The sequence below is a fragment of the Ulvibacterium sp. genome, assembly GCF_965248315.1.
GTDB lineage: Bacteria > Bacteroidota > Bacteroidia > Flavobacteriales > Flavobacteriaceae > Ulvibacterium.
Genome location: NZ_CBDFIX010000001.1, coordinates 105,176 through 122,696 on the forward strand (window position 1 = coordinate 105,176; position 17,521 = coordinate 122,696).

At 40.9% G+C, this 17,521-nt stretch carries 16 protein-coding genes and 1 riboswitch; all 16 genes read left to right on the top strand.

The genetic code is table 11. From position 1 onward, the window contains the following. The first annotated feature begins 70 nt into the window (after nucleotides 1–70). Nucleotides 71–484 carry an RrF2 family transcriptional regulator gene (locus ACP2AF_RS00420; RefSeq protein WP_425234273.1) on the top strand — a complete coding sequence of 138 codons (414 nt, stop codon included), beginning with the start codon at nucleotides 71–73 and terminating at the stop codon, nucleotides 482–484. Between the two features lie 208 nt (nucleotides 485–692). Next, the gene (locus ACP2AF_RS00425) at nucleotides 693–956 is read left to right on the top strand and encodes a DUF2061 domain-containing protein (protein ID WP_120713504.1); all 264 of its coding nucleotides are present in this window, start codon (nucleotides 693–695) and stop codon (nucleotides 954–956) included. 12 nt (nucleotides 957–968) lie between these two features. Continuing rightward, complete coding sequence (locus ACP2AF_RS00430) at nucleotides 969–1,592, top strand: phosphoadenosine phosphosulfate reductase family protein (RefSeq protein WP_425234274.1); 624 nt, start codon at nucleotides 969–971, stop codon at nucleotides 1,590–1,592. 77 nt (nucleotides 1,593–1,669) lie between these two features. Beyond that, nucleotides 1,670–2,596 (top strand): sulfate adenylyltransferase subunit CysD, encoded by a 927-nt coding sequence (gene cysD, locus ACP2AF_RS00435; RefSeq protein WP_425234482.1) that lies wholly within the window; start codon nucleotides 1,670–1,672, stop codon nucleotides 2,594–2,596. A gap of 57 nt (nucleotides 2,597–2,653) precedes the next feature. Continuing rightward, a complete protein-coding gene (locus ACP2AF_RS00440) occupies nucleotides 2,654–3,901 on the top strand; it encodes a sulfate adenylyltransferase subunit 1 (RefSeq protein WP_425234275.1) in 1,248 nt (415 codons plus the stop codon). Between the two features lie 150 nt (nucleotides 3,902–4,051). Next, on the top strand, nucleotides 4,052–6,142 hold the full coding sequence (locus ACP2AF_RS00445; protein ID WP_425234276.1) for a HEPN domain-containing protein: 2,091 nt from the start codon (nucleotides 4,052–4,054) through the stop codon (nucleotides 6,140–6,142). Between the two features lie 7 nt (nucleotides 6,143–6,149). Further along, on the top strand, nucleotides 6,150–6,974 hold the full coding sequence (gene cobA / locus ACP2AF_RS00450) for a uroporphyrinogen-III C-methyltransferase (RefSeq protein ID WP_425234277.1): 825 nt from the start codon (nucleotides 6,150–6,152) through the stop codon (nucleotides 6,972–6,974). Next, nucleotides 6,971–8,032: an NAD(P)/FAD-dependent oxidoreductase gene (locus ACP2AF_RS00455; protein WP_425234278.1), complete on the top strand. Its 1,062-nt coding sequence runs from the start codon at nucleotides 6,971–6,973 to the stop codon at nucleotides 8,030–8,032. The genes cobA and ACP2AF_RS00455 overlap by 4 nt, the downstream gene beginning before the upstream one ends. Nucleotides 8,033–8,184: 152 nt before the next feature. Further along, nucleotides 8,185–8,292: riboswitch (SAM riboswitch) on the top strand. An 83-nt stretch (nucleotides 8,293–8,375) separates the two neighbouring features. Next, on the top strand, nucleotides 8,376–9,386 hold the full coding sequence (locus ACP2AF_RS00460; RefSeq protein ID WP_425234279.1) for a homocysteine S-methyltransferase family protein: 1,011 nt from the start codon (nucleotides 8,376–8,378) through the stop codon (nucleotides 9,384–9,386). After that, nucleotides 9,383–9,664: an antibiotic biosynthesis monooxygenase family protein gene (locus tag ACP2AF_RS00465; protein ID WP_425234280.1), complete on the top strand. Its 282-nt coding sequence runs from the start codon at nucleotides 9,383–9,385 to the stop codon at nucleotides 9,662–9,664. The genes ACP2AF_RS00460 and ACP2AF_RS00465 overlap by 4 nt, the downstream gene beginning before the upstream one ends. Further along, a complete protein-coding gene (gene metH, locus ACP2AF_RS00470) occupies nucleotides 9,664–12,354 on the top strand; it encodes a methionine synthase (protein ID WP_425234281.1) in 2,691 nt (896 codons plus the stop codon). Before ACP2AF_RS00465 ends, metH begins: the two co-directional genes overlap by 1 nt. A 167-nt stretch (nucleotides 12,355–12,521) precedes the next feature. After that, the gene (gene metF, locus ACP2AF_RS00475; RefSeq protein WP_425234282.1) at nucleotides 12,522–13,475 is read left to right on the top strand and encodes a methylenetetrahydrofolate reductase [NAD(P)H]; all 954 of its coding nucleotides are present in this window, start codon (nucleotides 12,522–12,524) and stop codon (nucleotides 13,473–13,475) included. A gap of 218 nt (nucleotides 13,476–13,693) precedes the next feature. After that, on the top strand, nucleotides 13,694–14,791 hold the full coding sequence (locus ACP2AF_RS00480; RefSeq protein WP_425234283.1) for an acyloxyacyl hydrolase: 1,098 nt from the start codon (nucleotides 13,694–13,696) through the stop codon (nucleotides 14,789–14,791). A gap of 40 nt (nucleotides 14,792–14,831) precedes the next feature. Further along, nucleotides 14,832–15,632 (top strand): head GIN domain-containing protein, encoded by an 801-nt coding sequence (locus tag ACP2AF_RS00485; RefSeq protein WP_425234284.1) that lies wholly within the window; start codon nucleotides 14,832–14,834, stop codon nucleotides 15,630–15,632. A 7-nt stretch (nucleotides 15,633–15,639) separates the two neighbouring features. Beyond that, entirely contained in the window at nucleotides 15,640–16,761 is a 1,122-nt protein-coding gene (locus ACP2AF_RS00490; protein WP_425234285.1) for a serine hydrolase domain-containing protein, read from the top strand. Between the two features lie 25 nt (nucleotides 16,762–16,786). Beyond that, nucleotides 16,787–17,500 (top strand): response regulator transcription factor, encoded by a 714-nt coding sequence (locus ACP2AF_RS00495; RefSeq protein WP_425234286.1) that lies wholly within the window; start codon nucleotides 16,787–16,789, stop codon nucleotides 17,498–17,500. The last annotated feature ends 21 nt before the right edge of the window (nucleotides 17,501–17,521 follow it).

The window sequence follows — 17,521 nt, forward strand, 5'->3', positions numbered from 1 at the left end:
CTTCTTCTTTGGCCTTAACCCAGTTAGACCCAGGAAATTCCAAAATGTTAATTTTCCCTATCTTCGTACAATGCTCTCCAAAAAAACCAAATACGGACTAAAAGCATTGGCATATTTGGCATCCCAACGGGACAATAATCCGGTTCAGATTGCCGAAATAGCGAAACAGGAGAACATTTCACAGAAGTTTTTGGAAAGTATTTTGCTCACTTTGCGAAAGACAGGGTTTTTGGGTTCTAAAAAAGGCAAAGGAGGAGGTTATTATTTGATTAAAAAGCCTTCTGAAATTCTGATGACCGATGTAATGCGAATTCTAGAAGGCCCCATTGCCATGGTTCCTTGTGTTAGCCTTAATTTTTATGAAAAATGTTCGGATTGCCCGGATGAGAATGCTTGCTCTGTAAATAAACTGATGTTGCAGGTAAGGGATGCCAATCTGGAAGTATACCGAAACAATACCCTTGCAGATATTCTTTTAGAATAAAGGAAAACCAGTATCTCTTCATTTTAAATTCTCAAAACTTCCATAAAATGATCTGAATATCTTCAATATATGAAGTAAATAACAAATAATCTACTAAATCGATAGGGTAAAAGTAATATTTAGCAACTTTTAACGTCTTAGTTAAGGAAATAATCTTATTTTTGAATTCCTATTAAATCACTAGACTAATTCGAAAACAGTTTTTTTCATGATTGCAGATCAATTGATATTAGATAAAAAGTCCACCAAAAGCAACTATAAGGAGGACAAAAAATCGGAGAAACCGATTCGAAGTATTGCAAAGGCTATAAGTTGGCGTGTGATTGGTACTTTAGATACCCTTTTGGTCTCATACCTGTTCACAGGAAAGGTAGTATTGGCGGCATCTATTGCCTCTATTGACTTTGTGACCAAAATGTTTTTGTACTTTTTTCATGAAAGGATTTGGAACCGGATCGGTTGGGGTAAGTAATTTTAAAGAATTATGGCTTTTACGCAACAACAAATAAAGAATCTTAATGTGCAATTTAAAGGCATTCCCCCAGAAGAAATTATTTCCTGGGCCATTAAAAATGCCGAGAGGCCAGTGGTGACCACCAATTTTCGTCCTTATGAAGTTGCCATTCTTAATGCCGTTTCCGAGGTAAAGGATAACATTCCCGTAATCTGGTGCGATACTGGGTATAACACGCCAAATACCTATAAACATGCGGTGGAATTGATAGATAGACTTAAACTTCATATTGATTTATACGTTCCAAAACAGACTTCGGCACATCGGGACGTTATTATGGGAATTCCTCAAATAGACGATCCAAAACACCATGAATTCACCGAGCAAGTAAAATTGGAACCTTTCCGCAGGGCTATGGAGGCACATAAACCTGATGTGTGGTTTACGAATTTGAGAAAGGGACAAACGGCACTTAGGGATAGTCTGGATATTCTAAGTTTAAGTAAGGACGGGGTCTTGAAGGTCAGTCCCTTTCATTATTGGAGCGATACCCAACTAGATGCCTATTTGGAGGAAAGAAATTTACCCAACGAACATAAATATTTTGATCCTACCAAGGTTTTGGAAAACCGAGAATGTGGATTGCATACCTAACTAAAATATGTAAATGCTACCTCTGTCACAATCAAGAGGTCTCTAAAAAAAATAATTTGGAAACAGTACTAGAAGAAATACAATCTACGGGAACATTTGAGAATGGGGATAGGCCCAATGCAAATGCCCTGGAACATGAGGCCATATACATTATGCGGGAAGTGGCCGCCCAATTTGAACGCCCCGTATTGTTGTTTTCAGGTGGAAAGGACTCCATTACTTTGGTGCGCTTGGCACAGAAAGCTTTCTGGCCCGCAAAGATTCCTTTTCCATTAATGCACATAGACACAGGACACAATTTCCCGGAAACTATTGAATTTCGTGATAGATTGGTCAAGGAATTGGGGGTGGAATTGATAGTACGTAATGTGCAGGACTCCATTGATCAAGGTAAAGTGGTAGAGGAGACCGGGAAGTACGCAAGTCGCAATATTTTACAGACCACAACACTTTTAGACGCCATTGAGGAATTTAAGTTCGATGCCTGTATTGGTGGTGCCCGAAGGGATGAGGAAAAAGCACGCGCCAAAGAACGTATTTTCTCCGTTCGCGACGATTTTGGCCAATGGGACGAAAAAAACCAGCGCCCAGAATTGTTCGACATGCTAAATGGTCAGATTGAAATGGGGCAGAACGTTCGGGTGTTTCCTATAAGTAACTGGACCGAACTGGATGTTTGGAGCTATATCCAAAAGGAGAACATCGAAATTCCATCCATTTATTTTGCGCATAAGCGCAATACTTTTTTAAGGGATGGACTTATTTGGTCTGCCGAGGATGATGTGGTCTTTCGTGCCGAGGATGAAATGGTAGAGGAACGGATGGTTCGTTTTAGGACTGTTGGAGACATGAGTTGTACGGCGGCCGTGGAATCATATGCGGACACCATCGATAAAGTGGTATCGGAAATACGGGATTCCAAGATTTCCGAAAGAGGAGCTCGTATAGATGATAAGAGATCCGAAGCAGCAATGGAAAAGAGAAAACAACAAGGATATTTTTAAAATTGTCTTTAGTTCATTGTATTCATATATAGGTAACTATAGACTATTAACTATAAAATGGAAGTACTAAAAATAGCAACAGCAGGAAGTGTAGATGACGGTAAGAGTACCTTGATCGGAAGATTGTTGTACGACACCAAATCATTAACGGACGATAAGCTGGAAGCCATAGAAAAGACCAGTAAGCTAAAAGGTTATGATTATCTGGATTTTTCCCTGGCAACGGACGGCCTCGTAGCGGAACGTGAGCAGGGCATAACCATAGATGTGGCTCATATCTATTTTTCCACGGCATCTAAAAGCTACATCATTGCGGATACACCTGGGCATGTGGAGTATACACGGAACATGGTAACGGGTGCTTCCACTTCACAAGCAGCCATTATTTTGATCGATGCTCGTAAAGGAGTTATAGAGCAGACCAATCGACACTTCTTCATCAACAATTTGTTGCGGGTAAAAGATGTTGTAGTCGCTATAAACAAAATGGATTTGGTCGATTTTTCGGAAGAAAGATACAATCAGATTAAGTCCGATTTTGAGCAACTGATGGAAAAAAGGGATTATGCAGATCAGAAAATAACTTTTATTCCAGTAAGTGCCCTTAAAGGTGATAATGTTGTGAATCATTCCGAGAATACCCCGTGGTATGACGGACAGACACTTTTGGAGCATTTGGAGGAGTTGGACTTGCAGGATATTTATAACATAGGGACACCACGTTTTCCGGTGCAATATGTTATTCGGCCCAAAACGGATGATTTCCATGATTTTCGAGGATTTGCGGGTAAAGTTTACGGAGGGGAACTAAGTGTTGGTGATGAGGTAGTCATTTTGCCCTCGATGACCAAATCCAGAATCAAGGGCATTTATTTTTATGATAAGAAATACAAAACTGCGCCAAGACGTTCCTCGGTGACCATTACATTGGAAGATGAAGTAAACGTAAGCAGAGGAGATATGTTGGTAAAGGTCGGTGATTTACCTACTATTGATAAGCAATTTACCGCAACGGTTTCATGGATGGATTCCGAGAAGTTATCGGCCGGGGGTAAATATATTGTTCAGCATGGTATAAACAAGGTGCTGGCAAAAGTGGACAGTATCGAACACAAAATTCTTCCGGACTATTCCGGGATAGAAGAAGGAGTGACAGCACTGGGGATGAATGACATTGCCCGAGTAAAGTTTAGATTGAACAGACCAATATTTTATGATGCTTTCAAGGCACATAGGACCAACGGTTCGTTTATCTTGCTAGATACCCGGACCAATAATACCGCCGGGGTAGGGTTTATTAATTAAAAAGCTGATTTTTTCCTGATTAGAAAGGAAATTTCTATGGGAGGGGTTTATTGTGAAATCTTAATGAAAGCAGTTTTAATTCCTATAAATCCTATAGGCAAAATAGAAATAAATTCAAATTAGAATAGATAAACATCAGAATTCGAAAATATGCAAAGCTTTAGAACTGAAATAGAGAATCCAGTAGTAGAAAAGGATATTATAGAACTGGAAAGAAAGATTCGGGAGTTCAAGGAAGGGAACCTGGATGAAGAGAAGTTCCGAAGTCTCCGATTGGCACGGGGAGTTTATGGCCAAAGGCAGCAGGGCGTCCAGATGGTACGTATTAAACTGCCCTATGGAAAGGTAACTTCCGATCAATTGCGTAGGATATCCGATGTTTCGGATGAGTATTCCAGAGGTCGTTTGCATATTACGACCCGGCAGGATATTCAAATACACTATGTGGATTTGGAACGTACGCCTGAGCTATGGGCGGAGCTAGAAAGAGATGATGTTACACTACGAGAGGCCTGTGGGAATACGGTACGGAATGTTACGGCTAGTGAAACTGCAGGAATAGATGTTGACGAACCATTTGATGTTTCTCCATACGCCCATGCCCTGTTCGAGTATTTTCTTAGGAACCCCATAGGTCAGGAAATGGGACGTAAGTTCAAGGTTTCCTTTTCGGCTAGTGATGCCGATACAGGGCTTTCCTATATGCACGACCTTGGTTTTATTGCAAAAATTCAAGACGGGGTTCGAGGTTTCAAAGTTTTGATTGGCGGTGGATTGGGCTCTCAGCCAAGACATGGTGATGTATTGTTCGAGTTTCTTCCATCTGATAAAATCATCCCGCTAATGGATGGTGTAATCCGGGTTTTTGATCGTTACGGTGAACGTAAAAGTAGGGCCAAGGCACGGATGAAATTCTTATTAAAGGATATCGGCCTGGACGGATTTAAGAAGTTGCTGCAATCGGAACAAAAAGCTGTTCCCCATATATTGTATCCTATTGATGCGGAATCTTACCCAAAGATCGTAGTTTCGGAAAAATCGGTTCCAGAGGCAGCGATTAAAGATAAAGAAGCCTTTGAAAAATGGAAGTCTACCAATTTGGTTCCTCAAAAACAAGAAGGCCATGTGGCTATTGGTATTAAGGTATTGTTAGGTGATTTTTATACGGATAAAGCAAGGTTGTTGGCAGATTTGGTTGAAAATTATGCTGCTGGCGAAATACGGTTATCACTTCGTCAAAATATTCTGATTCCTTATGTAAAGGAAGAATCAATACCATTTTTCTACTCTGAGTTGGAAAAATTAGGGTTTACGGAAGCTGGTTACAATAAGGCTGCGGATATCACGGCTTGCCCCGGAACGGATACCTGTAATTTAGGCATTGCAAGCAGTACGGGTATAGCCGAAGAGCTGGAAAGAGTAATAAAAAAAGAGTATCCCAATTATATTCAGAATCCGGATGTGGTCATTAAGATCAGTGGCTGTATGAATGCCTGTGGACAACATAATATGGCAAACATCGGATTTCAAGGCATGAGCATCCGTACCAAGGATAAATTGGTTGCACCTGCTTTGCAAGTGTTGTTAGGCGGTGGAAATGACGGTAATGGCAATGCCCGTTTTGCGGACAAAGTGATTAAAATACCCAGCAAAAGAGGCCCACAGGCGCTCAGGTTGATTCTAGATGATTATAACACCAATGGCAATGGGGCTGCGTATGCCGATTATTATGAAGAGAAGGGACAAATATATTTCTATGACTTTCTAAAACCCTTGACCGAGATAGATAACCTTGCCCCGGAGGATTTCATCGATTGGGGAACAACGGAGCGTTACAAAAAGGCTATCGGCATTGGAGAATGTGCAGGAGTAGTCATTGATTTGATCGCTACTTTACTTTTTGAGAGTGAAGAGAAAATCCAAAGTGCTGGAGACACTTTTAATGAGGGGAAATGGGCGGCAAGTATCTACTATTCTTATTCCTCCATGGTCAATTCAGCAAAAGCTCTGCTTACGGCTGAGAATGTCAAGGTCAATACCCATGCTGGTATCATTAAGGATTTTGATGAAAAATTTGTAGCATCCGGAAGAATTGATTTGGGCAAGGGATTTGAGGAACTAGTTTTACAATTGAATCAAAAGGAGCCTTCCAAAGCCTTTGCCAAAAGTTATTTGGAAGATGCCAAAGGATTTTTGAAAGCGGTAGAGAAGTTTAGGGAATTGGAACTTGCCGAAGTATAGCAAAAAAATGAATTTGGAAAACAACATATCAAAAAAGGGCTATACCAAAATTTCTTCCTTTAGGAAAGGACAGCCCTTTTTCACTGTGATAGGTGCGGGTCCCGGGGACTCGGAGCTTATCACTTTAAAAGCAGTTAAAGCTTTGGGTACGGCGGATGTAGTTCTATACGACGCATTGGTAAATCCTGAATTATTGGAATATGCCCCAAAGGCAGAACATATTTTTGTAGGAAAACGCAAGGGATGTTATGCCTATCAACAGGAACAGATAAATGAATTGATCGTTACTCGGGCCAGAACCTATGGGCATGTGGTACGATTAAAAGGAGGCGACCCTTTTGTTTTTGGTCGGGGTGCGGAGGAGATGGAATATGCTACAAACCATGGTATACAAACAGCTATGATACCTGGAATTTCCTCCTGTATTTCCGTGCCGGCAGCGCAGGATATACCGGTTACAAAGCGAAATTCAGCTGAAAGTTTTTGGGTAATCACTGGGACCACTAAAGAACATAAACTGTCCCAAGATGTACATCTGGCTGCAAAATCCAGTGCAACGGTAGTTATTTTAATGGGGATGTCCAAACTCCCTGAAATCGTTACACTTTTTAAAAAGGAGGGAAAATCGGAAACTCCTGTAGCAATTATCCAAAATGGAACACGAAAAGATGAAAAAATTGGCATAGGAACAATCGATACTATTGAAGACGTAGTTCGTGAAGAGAAATTGGCCAATCCCGCCATTATTATCATTGGTGAAGTTGTAAATCATAGGACATCCATTCAAAAAGTTGTCCTAAGTAATGTAAACGAATTAAGTTTAGAAGTATGATCAAAACAGATATTATTATTATAGGAGCAGGTCCCACAGGACTATTCACGGTATTCGAAGCCGGATTGTTGAAGCTTAAGACGCATCTAATCGATGCGTTGCCACAACCAGGGGGCCAGTGTTCGGAAATTTATCCAAAAAAACCCATTTACGATATTCCGGCTTTTCCGGAAATTTTGGCTGGACAATTGGTGGATAACCTTATGGAACAAGTTAAACCCTTTGCTCCCGGATTTACTCTGGGGGAACGAGCGGAGACTTTGGATAAACAAGAGGATGGTTCCTTTATTGTAACCACTAACAAAGGAACAAAACATCAGGCGCCGGTAGTTGTTATTGCGGGTGGATTGGGATCTTTTGAGCCCCGCAAACCCCCAATTGAGAACATTTTGGATTTTGAGGACAAGGGCGTTGCCTACATGGTTAAGGATCCTGAAGTATATCGCAATAAAAAAGTAGTCATTGCCGGTGGTGGTGATTCTGCATTGGATTGGGCCATTTTCTTGGCCGATGTAGCCTCTGAAGTTTCATTGGTACACCGCAGGAATGAATTCCGAGGAGCTCTGGATTCCGTCGAAAAGGCTTCGGAGTTAGCCAAATTGGGAAAAATAAAACTCTATACGGAAGCCGAAGTAAAAAAACTGTACGGAGATGAGCACTTAGAAGCTGTAGTCATAAAACATAATGATGTGGCCAAGGGCGAAACCTACGTGGAGACTGATAATTTTATCCCTTTGTTCGGCCTTTCACCAAAGTTAGGGCCCATAGGAGATTGGGGCCTTGAAATTGAGAAAAATGCTATTAAAGTAAATAACGCTAAGGACTACCAGACCAACATTCCGGGGGTATTTGCGATCGGTGATGTCAATACCTATGAGGGCAAATTAAAACTGATCCTATCTGGCTTTCATGAGGCTGCCGTCATGTGCCAATACGCTTATCAGATTGTAAATCCAGATAAACGTTATGTAATGAAGTATACCACTGTAGGTGGAGTTCAAGGTTTTGATGGTACCAAAAAGGAGGCCAAAAGAGAAGTAGTGCAGAGTATACTGTAATACCGATTTTCTGTTCATAAATGAATTTCCGACCCTCTGACAAAATTTGTTCGAGGGTTTTTCGTTAAGGCTTTATGTTAAAAAAACACGGGATTGTTTGCATTTAAGGGTCCCTTGACGTTACTTTGTATCAGTTCATTAAAAAATTGAAGTCGTTATCAAGAAAGGTGGAGGGACTAGACCCTATGAAACCTTAGCAACCCTTTCCTGTAAAGAAGGTGCTACATTCTATCACTCTATCACGAAGTGACAGATAACAAGGATCAAAGTTTTCGCCTAACATTCCCTTTCCTTGCTAACATTAAATCTGTGCGATTTTTTAGTATTGCACATAAGAGTCGATATGAAAAAAATTCAAGACATACTTAAGGAGCGCATTCTGGTATTGGACGGGGCTATGGGTACAATGCTCCAACGTTATAAGTTTACCGAACCGGATTTTCGGGGACAGCGTTTTAAGGATTGGAAACATCCATTACAAGGCAATAATGATTTATTGTCCTTGACCCAGCCTGAAGCCATTGCCGAAGTTCATCGAAAATACTTTGCAGCTGGAGCCGATATTGTGGAGACCAATACGTTTTCCGGTACTACTATTGCCATGGCTGATTACCATATGGAAGATTTGGTCTATGAGCTCAACTATGAGTCGGCCAAAATTGCGAAAAAAGTAGCCGAAGAATTTACCAGTTCAGAACCACATAAGCCTCGTTTCGTTGCAGGGAGTATTGGTCCTACGAACAAAACGGCCAGTATGTCCCCGGACGTAAATGATCCCGGATTTCGAGCGATTTCCTTTGACGAACTTCGACTTGCCTATAAAGAACAAGTGGAGGCATTGTTGGACGGTGGATCGGATATTCTTTTGGTGGAGACTATTTTTGATACGCTCAATGCCAAGGCAGCTCTGTTTGCCATAGAAGAAGTAAAGGAAGAACGAAAGATAGAAGTTCCCATTATGGTAAGCGGAACTATTACCGATGCTTCCGGAAGAACATTATCCGGACAGACTGCCGAAGCTTTTTTAATCTCCGTTTCGCACATTCCAATCTTATCCGTTGGGTTCAATTGTGCCTTGGGAGCCAGTCAATTGGTGCCTCACCTTGAAGTTGTTTCTAATAGATCGGAACACTTTATTTCCGCTCATCCCAATGCTGGTCTACCCAATGCTTTTGGTGAGTATGATGAATCCCCGGAACAAATGGCCGCCCAGATTAAGGAATATGTGGAAAAAAGACTTGTAAATATTGTGGGCGGATGTTGTGGAACCACCCCGGAGCACATATCGGCAATTGCCGAGTTGGTAAAAGAGTATAGCCCTAGAAAGCTGAAAGTAGAATCCGTGACCCTATGATTTTAGAAGTGGCTGTTTTGAATATTAGGCAAGGTTTGTCTGAAGAATTTGAACAAAGTTTTGCTCAAGCCGCTCGGCTAATTGCCAAAACAAAAGGGTATGGCTCGCATGAGCTTAAAAAATGTATTGAAATAGAAGATCAATATATATTATTGGTGAATTGGGAAACTTTAAAAAATCATGAGGTTGACTTTCGGCAATCTTCGGATTATCAAGAATGGAGTAAACTTTTGCATCATTTTTATGAACCTTTTCCAGAAGTATTACATTATTATTAATGACAGAAACAAAACCAAAATATCTTAAACTATCAGGTCTTGAACCACTAGTAGTAACTCCGGAAAGCAATTTCATTAATGTGGGGGAGCGAACCAATGTGGCTGGTTCCAAGAAGTTTCTTCGATTGATAAAAGAGGAGAAGTTTGAAGAAGCCTTGGATGTGGCTCGAGATCAGGTGGAAGGCGGTGCCCAGATTATAGACATCAATATGGATGACGGACTTATCGATGGGAAGGAGGCCATGGTTAAGTTCCTCAATCTGATAGTTGCCGAACCTGATATTGCTCGCGTACCCATTATGATAGATAGTTCTAAATGGGATATCATAGAAGCTGGCCTACAGGTAGTTCAGGGAAAATGCGTGGTGAATTCCATTAGCCTAAAGGAAGGCGAGGCTGAGTTTATTCAGCATGCAAAGTTGATAAAACGTTATGGAGCGGCTGTTATCGTAATGGCTTTTGATGAAGTAGGACAGGCCGATAATTATGACCGCCGTATCGAGATTTCCAAGCGATCGTACGATATTTTAGTAAATGAGGTGGCTTTTCCCCCGGAAGATATCATTTTTGACCTCAATATATTCCCAGTCGCTACGGGAATGGACGAACACAAACGTAATGCATTGGATTTCATCGAAGCTACCAAATGGGTTCGGGAAAACCTACCCCATTGCAGCGTTAGCGGAGGAGTGAGCAACGTTTCGTTTTCGTTTCGAGGCAATAACCCGGTTAGAGAGGCCATGCACTCTGTGTTCCTATACCATGCCATAAAATCCGGGATGAACATGGGTATTGTAAATCCCACCATGTTGGAGGTCTATGATGATATTCCCAAAGACTTATTGGAGCACGTGGAAGATGTCATTTTGAACCGAAGGGATGATGCCACGGAACGTTTGTTGGATTTTGCCGAAACTGTTGTTGGCAAGGCCAAGGAAAGCAAGGTAGACCTATCATGGCGGGAGGAGCCCTTACAGGAAAGGATTACACGTGCCTTGGTAAAGGGAATTGACCAATATATTGAAGCAGACGTGGAAGCTGCACGGCAAAGTGTCAATAAACCTATTGAAGTCATTGAAGGTCATTTGATGACTGGAATGAACGTGGTCGGCGATCTTTTCGGGAGCGGAAAAATGTTCTTGCCTCAGGTGGTAAAATCGGCAAGGGTTATGAAAAAGGCTGTTGCTTACCTTCTTCCATTTATTGAGGAAGAGAAATTAAAAAACCCTCAAGTTGGGAATTCCAATTCAGCCGGAAAAATATTAATGGCGACAGTCAAAGGCGATGTGCACGATATCGGGAAGAATATTGTAAGTGTAGTTTTGGCCTGTAACAACTATGAAATAGTGGATTTAGGGGTAATGGTACCTCCGGAGAAGATAATTAAGACTGCTATTGAAGAAAGGGTCGATGTAATAGGATTAAGTGGATTGATTACGCCGTCACTGGATGAAATGGTTCATCTTGCCAAGGAAATGGAACGTCAGGATTTTAAGGTTCCTTTGTTGATTGGAGGAGCCACAACCAGCAAAGCACATACGGCTGTAAAAATAGATCCGCAATACAAGAATGCAGTGGTACACGTCAACGACGCATCACGTGCCGTTACTGTTGTGGGTGATTTGCTTCAAAAGGAAACTTCGCAAACCTATAAGAATGGTATTAAGGAAGATTATGAGGAATTCCGGGATAAATTTCTAAAACGCACCAAGCAAAAAGAGTATTTGACCCTAAAGGGAGCACGGGACAATAAGTTCCAAATTGATTGGACGGAAACCGAATTGATTGAACCTAACCATAAGGGCACACAGACTATCGAGAACTTGGATTTGTCCCTTTTAATAGATTATATCGATTGGACACCATTTTTCAGAAGTTGGGATTTACACGGAAAGTATCCAAATATTTTAACTGACGATGTTGTTGGTCAACAAGCAACTGAGTTATTTGAAGATGCCCAGGAAATGTTGGGAAAAATTGTAAACGAAAAGTTGTTAAAAGCAAAAGCGATTTTCGGATTGTTTCCTGCGAATACCATCAATACTGATGATATTGAAGTATTGGCCAAGGACGGAAAATTTATTTTTAGAACATTGCGGCAACAATTAAAAAAGCGGGCCGGTGTCCCTAATTTTGCTTTATCCGATTTTATTGCTCCTAAAGAAATCGGTAAACAAGATTACATGGGTTGTTTTTGTGTAAGTACCGGATTCGGTACTTCGGAACTGGCTGCTGCATATGAAAAAGAGCATGACGATTATAGTTCAATAATGGTGAAAGCACTAGCCGATCGTTTGGCGGAGGCTTTTGCGGAATACTTGCACAAGGAAGTAAGAACCCAATATTGGGGTTATGCAAATGACGAAAATTTGAGCAACGAGGAATTGATTAAAGAATCGTATAAGGGGATACGCCCTGCACCGGGTTATCCGGCCTGTCCGGATCATCTGGAAAAATTAACGATTTGGAAATTATTGGAAGTTGAGAAAAATATCGGCGTAAAGTTAACGGAAAGCTTGGCCATGTGGCCGGCGGCATCGGTCAGCGGATATTATTTTGGGCATTCAGAAGCAAGATATTTTGGACTTGGAAAAATAAAGGAGGATCAAGTTAAGGATTTTGCCGAACGAAAGGAGATATCATTTGAAGAAGCAAGCAAATGGCTAGCACCTAACATAGCAGATGATTGATATAAAAATAATATTGCACTGTAAGCTTGTAGCGGAATCTTTGCCCTGTCTTGGGACAGCGGAGCTCCAAAACCAAATATAGCAGAAACTAAATAGAATTAACAACCCTTTACTCGCTGCCCCAAAAAAGTCATGTAACCGAGCGTTAAGGGAGACAACCAAATAGAATGAAAGTCACAGATCATATCAAAAAAGCAAATGGAAACACTCTATTTTCATTTGAAATCATACCCCCGGTAAAAGGGAGGAGCATTCAAGAACTATACAACAACATTGATCCATTAATGGAATTTGAACCCCCATTTATAGACGTAACCACTTCTAGAGAAGAATATGTATACATTGATCGTGATGGACTGTTGGATAAAAAACTTACCCGCATGCGTCCAGGTACCGTTGGTATTTGTGCCTCAATAAAACATAAATACGACGTGGATACGGTTCCTCATGTGCTTTGTGGAGGGTTTACCAAAGAGGAAACGGAATACCTTTTGGTAGATTGTCACTATCTGGGGATAGATAATGTAATGGCATTGCGAGGAGATGCCATGAAAGAGGAAAAATATTTTGAGCCTACCAAAGGTGGTCATCCCTATGCGATTGATCTGATTAGACAGATTCAAAACCTAAACTGTGGGGAATACCTCCATGAAGTTGTGGAAACGGATCATTGCGCCGATTTCTGCATTGGTGCAGCCGGTTATCCTGAAAAACATTTGGAAGCCCCATCCCTAAAAACCGATTTGAAACGTTTAAAGGAAAAAGTGGATGCCGGGGCGGATTATGTGGTAACCCAGATGTTTTTTGACAACAAAAAGTATTTTGAATTTGTTAAGCAAGCTAGGGCAATAGGTATTGATGTCCCAATAATTCCCGGAATTAAACCCATTGCGGTAAAAAGGCATTTGCAGCTATTACCACCAATATTCCGAATAGATTTGCCACAGGATCTTATTGATGCCGTGGAGGCCTGTAAGGACAATAAGGCGGTACGGCAAGTTGGCATAGAATGGGCTATAGAACAGTCCAAGGAACTAAAAGCGGCGGGCGTTCCGGTATTACATTATTACTCCATGGGAAAATCGGACAATATAAAAGCAATCGCAAAGGCGGTGTTTTAGGTCTGTTAGATGTTGGATGTTAGATGTTGGATGTTGGATGTTAGATTTGATCCTGAGGTTTTGAAATTTACTATTGCAACTGCTCACCGCCTACTTCTTTAGTTTCGTGCCAGTTTTAAATTTGTTTTAGTACTTCCAACTTCGCACTTCGCCTTTTGTGGAGTGTATTTCCCACTTCTAATTTCGTATTTCCTATTTCGTGGTTACCTTTACATTCCATGAACCAAAGGTTAATCCCCATTTTTTTGATTTTGGCCTCATTTTCGTTCGCCCAAGATACGGATAGTCCTAAAAGATTTACTTTGGATATTGACCCGTTTTATGGTTCTATCCTCCTACATAATCCTGATATTACCCATTTAATAACCGAGCATCCCACGGGCTTTATTGTCGGATTCAATCAAAAAACCTTTGGCGATAAAGAATGGCAGCAACTGTACAACTATCCGGACATCGGGTACTCCTTCGTGTACCAAAATATGAACAATAGTACTTTGGGTGAGAATTTTGGCTTATATGCCCACTATAACTTCTATTTTTTCAAGCGGAATTTACAGCTTCGGATAGGACAGGGTATTGTCTACAATACCAACCCCTACGATAAAAATCAAAACTTTCGCAACAATGCCTACGGATCCCACTTGTTAAGCTCCACGTACCTAATGTTGAATTATAATAAGGAAAACATATTTAAGCGGTTGGGTTTTAAGGCAGGGATTTCCCTTGTACATTATTCCAATGCCAATTTTAGGGCACCTAATACCTCCACCAATACCTTGGCCTTTAATGCCGGACTTACATATACCTTGGGTGATGATGGAGAAGTAGAGTACATCAGAAGGGAAAAAGAGAAAGTTACGGAACCTATTCGCTATAATGTTGCATTTCGTATGGGACTTAATGAAAGCGATGTTATCGATTTGGGCCAATATGGATTCCTTATTTTTTCTGGTTATGCGGATAAACGACTTGGGAGAAAGAGTGCCGTCCAATTCGGGGCGGATATCTTCTTTTCCAATTTCCTTAAGGAATTGATTCGATTCCAGAGTACTTCCTTTCCAGAAATGGGAGTAGAGGAAAATACGGATTATAAAAGGGCAGGATTGTTTTTGGGACATGAGCTTTTTATCAATAAAATGTCCGTTGTAGCCCAATTGGGATATTATATATATTATCCTTTCGATTTTGAGGGACGTATGTACAATCGAATAGGCCTAAAACGTTATTTTGGAAGAAAAGTTTTTGGCGCATTAACCCTAAAATCCCATGGAGCCAAGGCCGAAGCATTGGAATTTGGAGTAGGGATTAGATTGTAAAGTGCGAAGTGCAGAATAAAGAGATGCAAAAACCAAAGTTTTGAAATTAAAAATTTGGAATCTGGGATTTTTAGGTAGTATAAAATACCGTTTGAGGCTATTGCCAGTTTTGGTATTCTGTGCATTTCAATCTGCCTGTAATTCGGAAAACGTTCCAGATTGTCTTCAAAATGCTGGTGATATTATCCGAGAAGAAGTTATGCTTCCCAACTTTTCTAAAATTACCGTTTTTGAAAATGTAAATGTGGTAGTAAAGCAAGGTGATACCCAAAAGGTAGAAATAGAAACCGGTGAATTTCTTAGGGAAGAGGTGACGGCCACCTTGGAAGGCGACCGATTACTATTGCGCAATGAAAACGGATGTAACTTTTTTCGAGAGTATGGGTTGACTACGGTATATGTTACCTCTCCCAATATTTCCGAGATTCGAAGTAGTACGGGTTTTCCTATTCGGAGCGATGGGATATTGGCCTATCCAAGTCTTACTTTATTGTCCGAAAGCTTTGTAAACCCTGAAACAGAAACCACGGATGGCGAATTTGATCTGGAAGTAGATTCTGAAAACGTAAGTGTAGCCGCTAATGGTATCGCCTATTTCAGATTAAGAGGAGCGGTGCAAAACCTTAACCTCAATATTGCAGCGGGAGATTCTAGAATCGAAGCAGAAAACTTAATGGCAGAAAATATCACATTGAACCATAGAGGTTCCAACGATATGCTCATCAATCCACAATTGTCTCTGACAGGGGTAATTAGAGGTACAGGAGATGTTATCAGTTTTAACAGACCTGCCGAGGTTGCCGTGGAGGAGATTTTTAATGGACGATTGATTTTTCAATAACCACTGAATGAAACCTATCCTCAAACTCCTTAAAAATTTCATGTCCCAAAAAAAGGTGTTGGGGAACGTTAGTGAATTACAAGGCTTGGCCAAGGCAGATGCCCTTTTAGCAACCTTGGTCAATGAATACAAGGTGCCAGGTATTTCCATCACTGTCTTAAAGCAAGGTGAAGTCCTGTTACGGAAAGGATATGGATATGCGGATTTGGACCAAAAAACTCGAGTAGAGCCCACAAAGACCATTTTTCGTATTGCAAGTGCCTCCAAACCCATAGCAGCAACTGCCTTGGCTCATATGGTCCATGAAGGTATTATGGATCTAGACACCTCATTTTATGCGTATGTGCCGTACTTCCCTAGAAAACAATGGGACTTTACCATTCGTCAATTGGCGGGCCATACTGCTGGCATTCGAGGGTATCGCGGAAAGGAGTATGGACTCAACAAATCGTATTCCATAAAGGAAAGTATTACAATTTTTAAAGACGATGATTTGCTCTTTCAACCTGGAACGGATTATCACTACAATAGCTTTGATTGGGTATTGATCTCGCTTGCCATGCAAGAGGCCAGTGGTATGGCCTTTGAGGATTGTGTAAAACAAAAAGTACTCTTACCCCTAGGAATGCGCCATACTTTTCCAGAGTATCCTGCAGATCATAGTTTTTGGGCCTTGGGAGAGAGGGGAACTTCTCTTGATTTCAACCTTACAAGTTTTTACTCCAAAAATCGCCATGGCTTTCGAAAGTCCATTCCGGTGAACAACTATTACAAAATGGCAGGAGGGGGTTATCTTTCTACTGCGGAAGATATTGCAAAGTTGGGCCAGGCCTATTTAGATGGCAAAATTTTCAGCAATGAAGTAGTATCACAATTTTTAACCTCTGGAAAGATTAATGGCAATCCTACCTATTATGGTTTGGGCTGGGAGGCTAGTGAAGATCAGAGTGGGAGGCCTTTTTATGGGCATAGGGGCAATGGTGTAGGGGGGTATTCCAATTTTTTTGTTTACCCGGAGCAGCAGATGGTGTTCGCCATTTTGGTAAACTGCACGGATCCCAAGGTACAAACCGAGTTGGATGAGGTGGTGGATATTCTATCAAATTTGCATGCCTCCCGGAATTTATAGAAATTTAGACAAATCAATTAAGAGTTTGAGAGTTTTAGCTGCATATGGATTGGTTTTCTGTTTTTGGGCAACGGTAAATTTATACGCCCAGACGGATACTATGAATTTGGATAACTACGTTGAGGGAATTGAGGACGATCATAGCAATCTTGAAATCGGGGAATGGAAGAAATTAAAGTACTTCGAAACACGGTTAAATGCTTCAACATCTACTCAAGAGGTGCAAGAATCGGAATTTAGGGATTACGCACGCGATTCGATCAAAATATTGAGGGTAAAATTACTGGCGATCAAATTCTTGGAAAATAAAAACCTACTTGAATTGGATATTACTGAAAATCCCGACTACTATGTGGCTCTTCTTACAAAACTTAAGAAAAGCAACATAAATCGCTCGGAATACCTCTTTTTGGAAAACAAACTAGCCTTTTTGACCACGGAGGTAGTAGAAAACAAATACAAGAACAGTAAGCTGGTCATTGGGTTGCTTGGATTTGTCAGTATTGGGCTAGTGTTAGTTGTTCTTTGGATGCGACGTAAAAGAAAAGGTTTGCCAATAGTAGGTTTAAGCAAACAGGAAAGGAATATTCATGGCCTTATTCTACAGGGCAAGAGCAACAAGGAAATTGCCAATGAACTTTTTATTAGCCTTAGCACGGTAAAAACTCATATTACCAATATCTACAGCAAGTTACACGTATCCAGTCGTGAAGAATTGGTACAAAAACTACAAAATTAGCACGGGTACTAGTACCTAAAT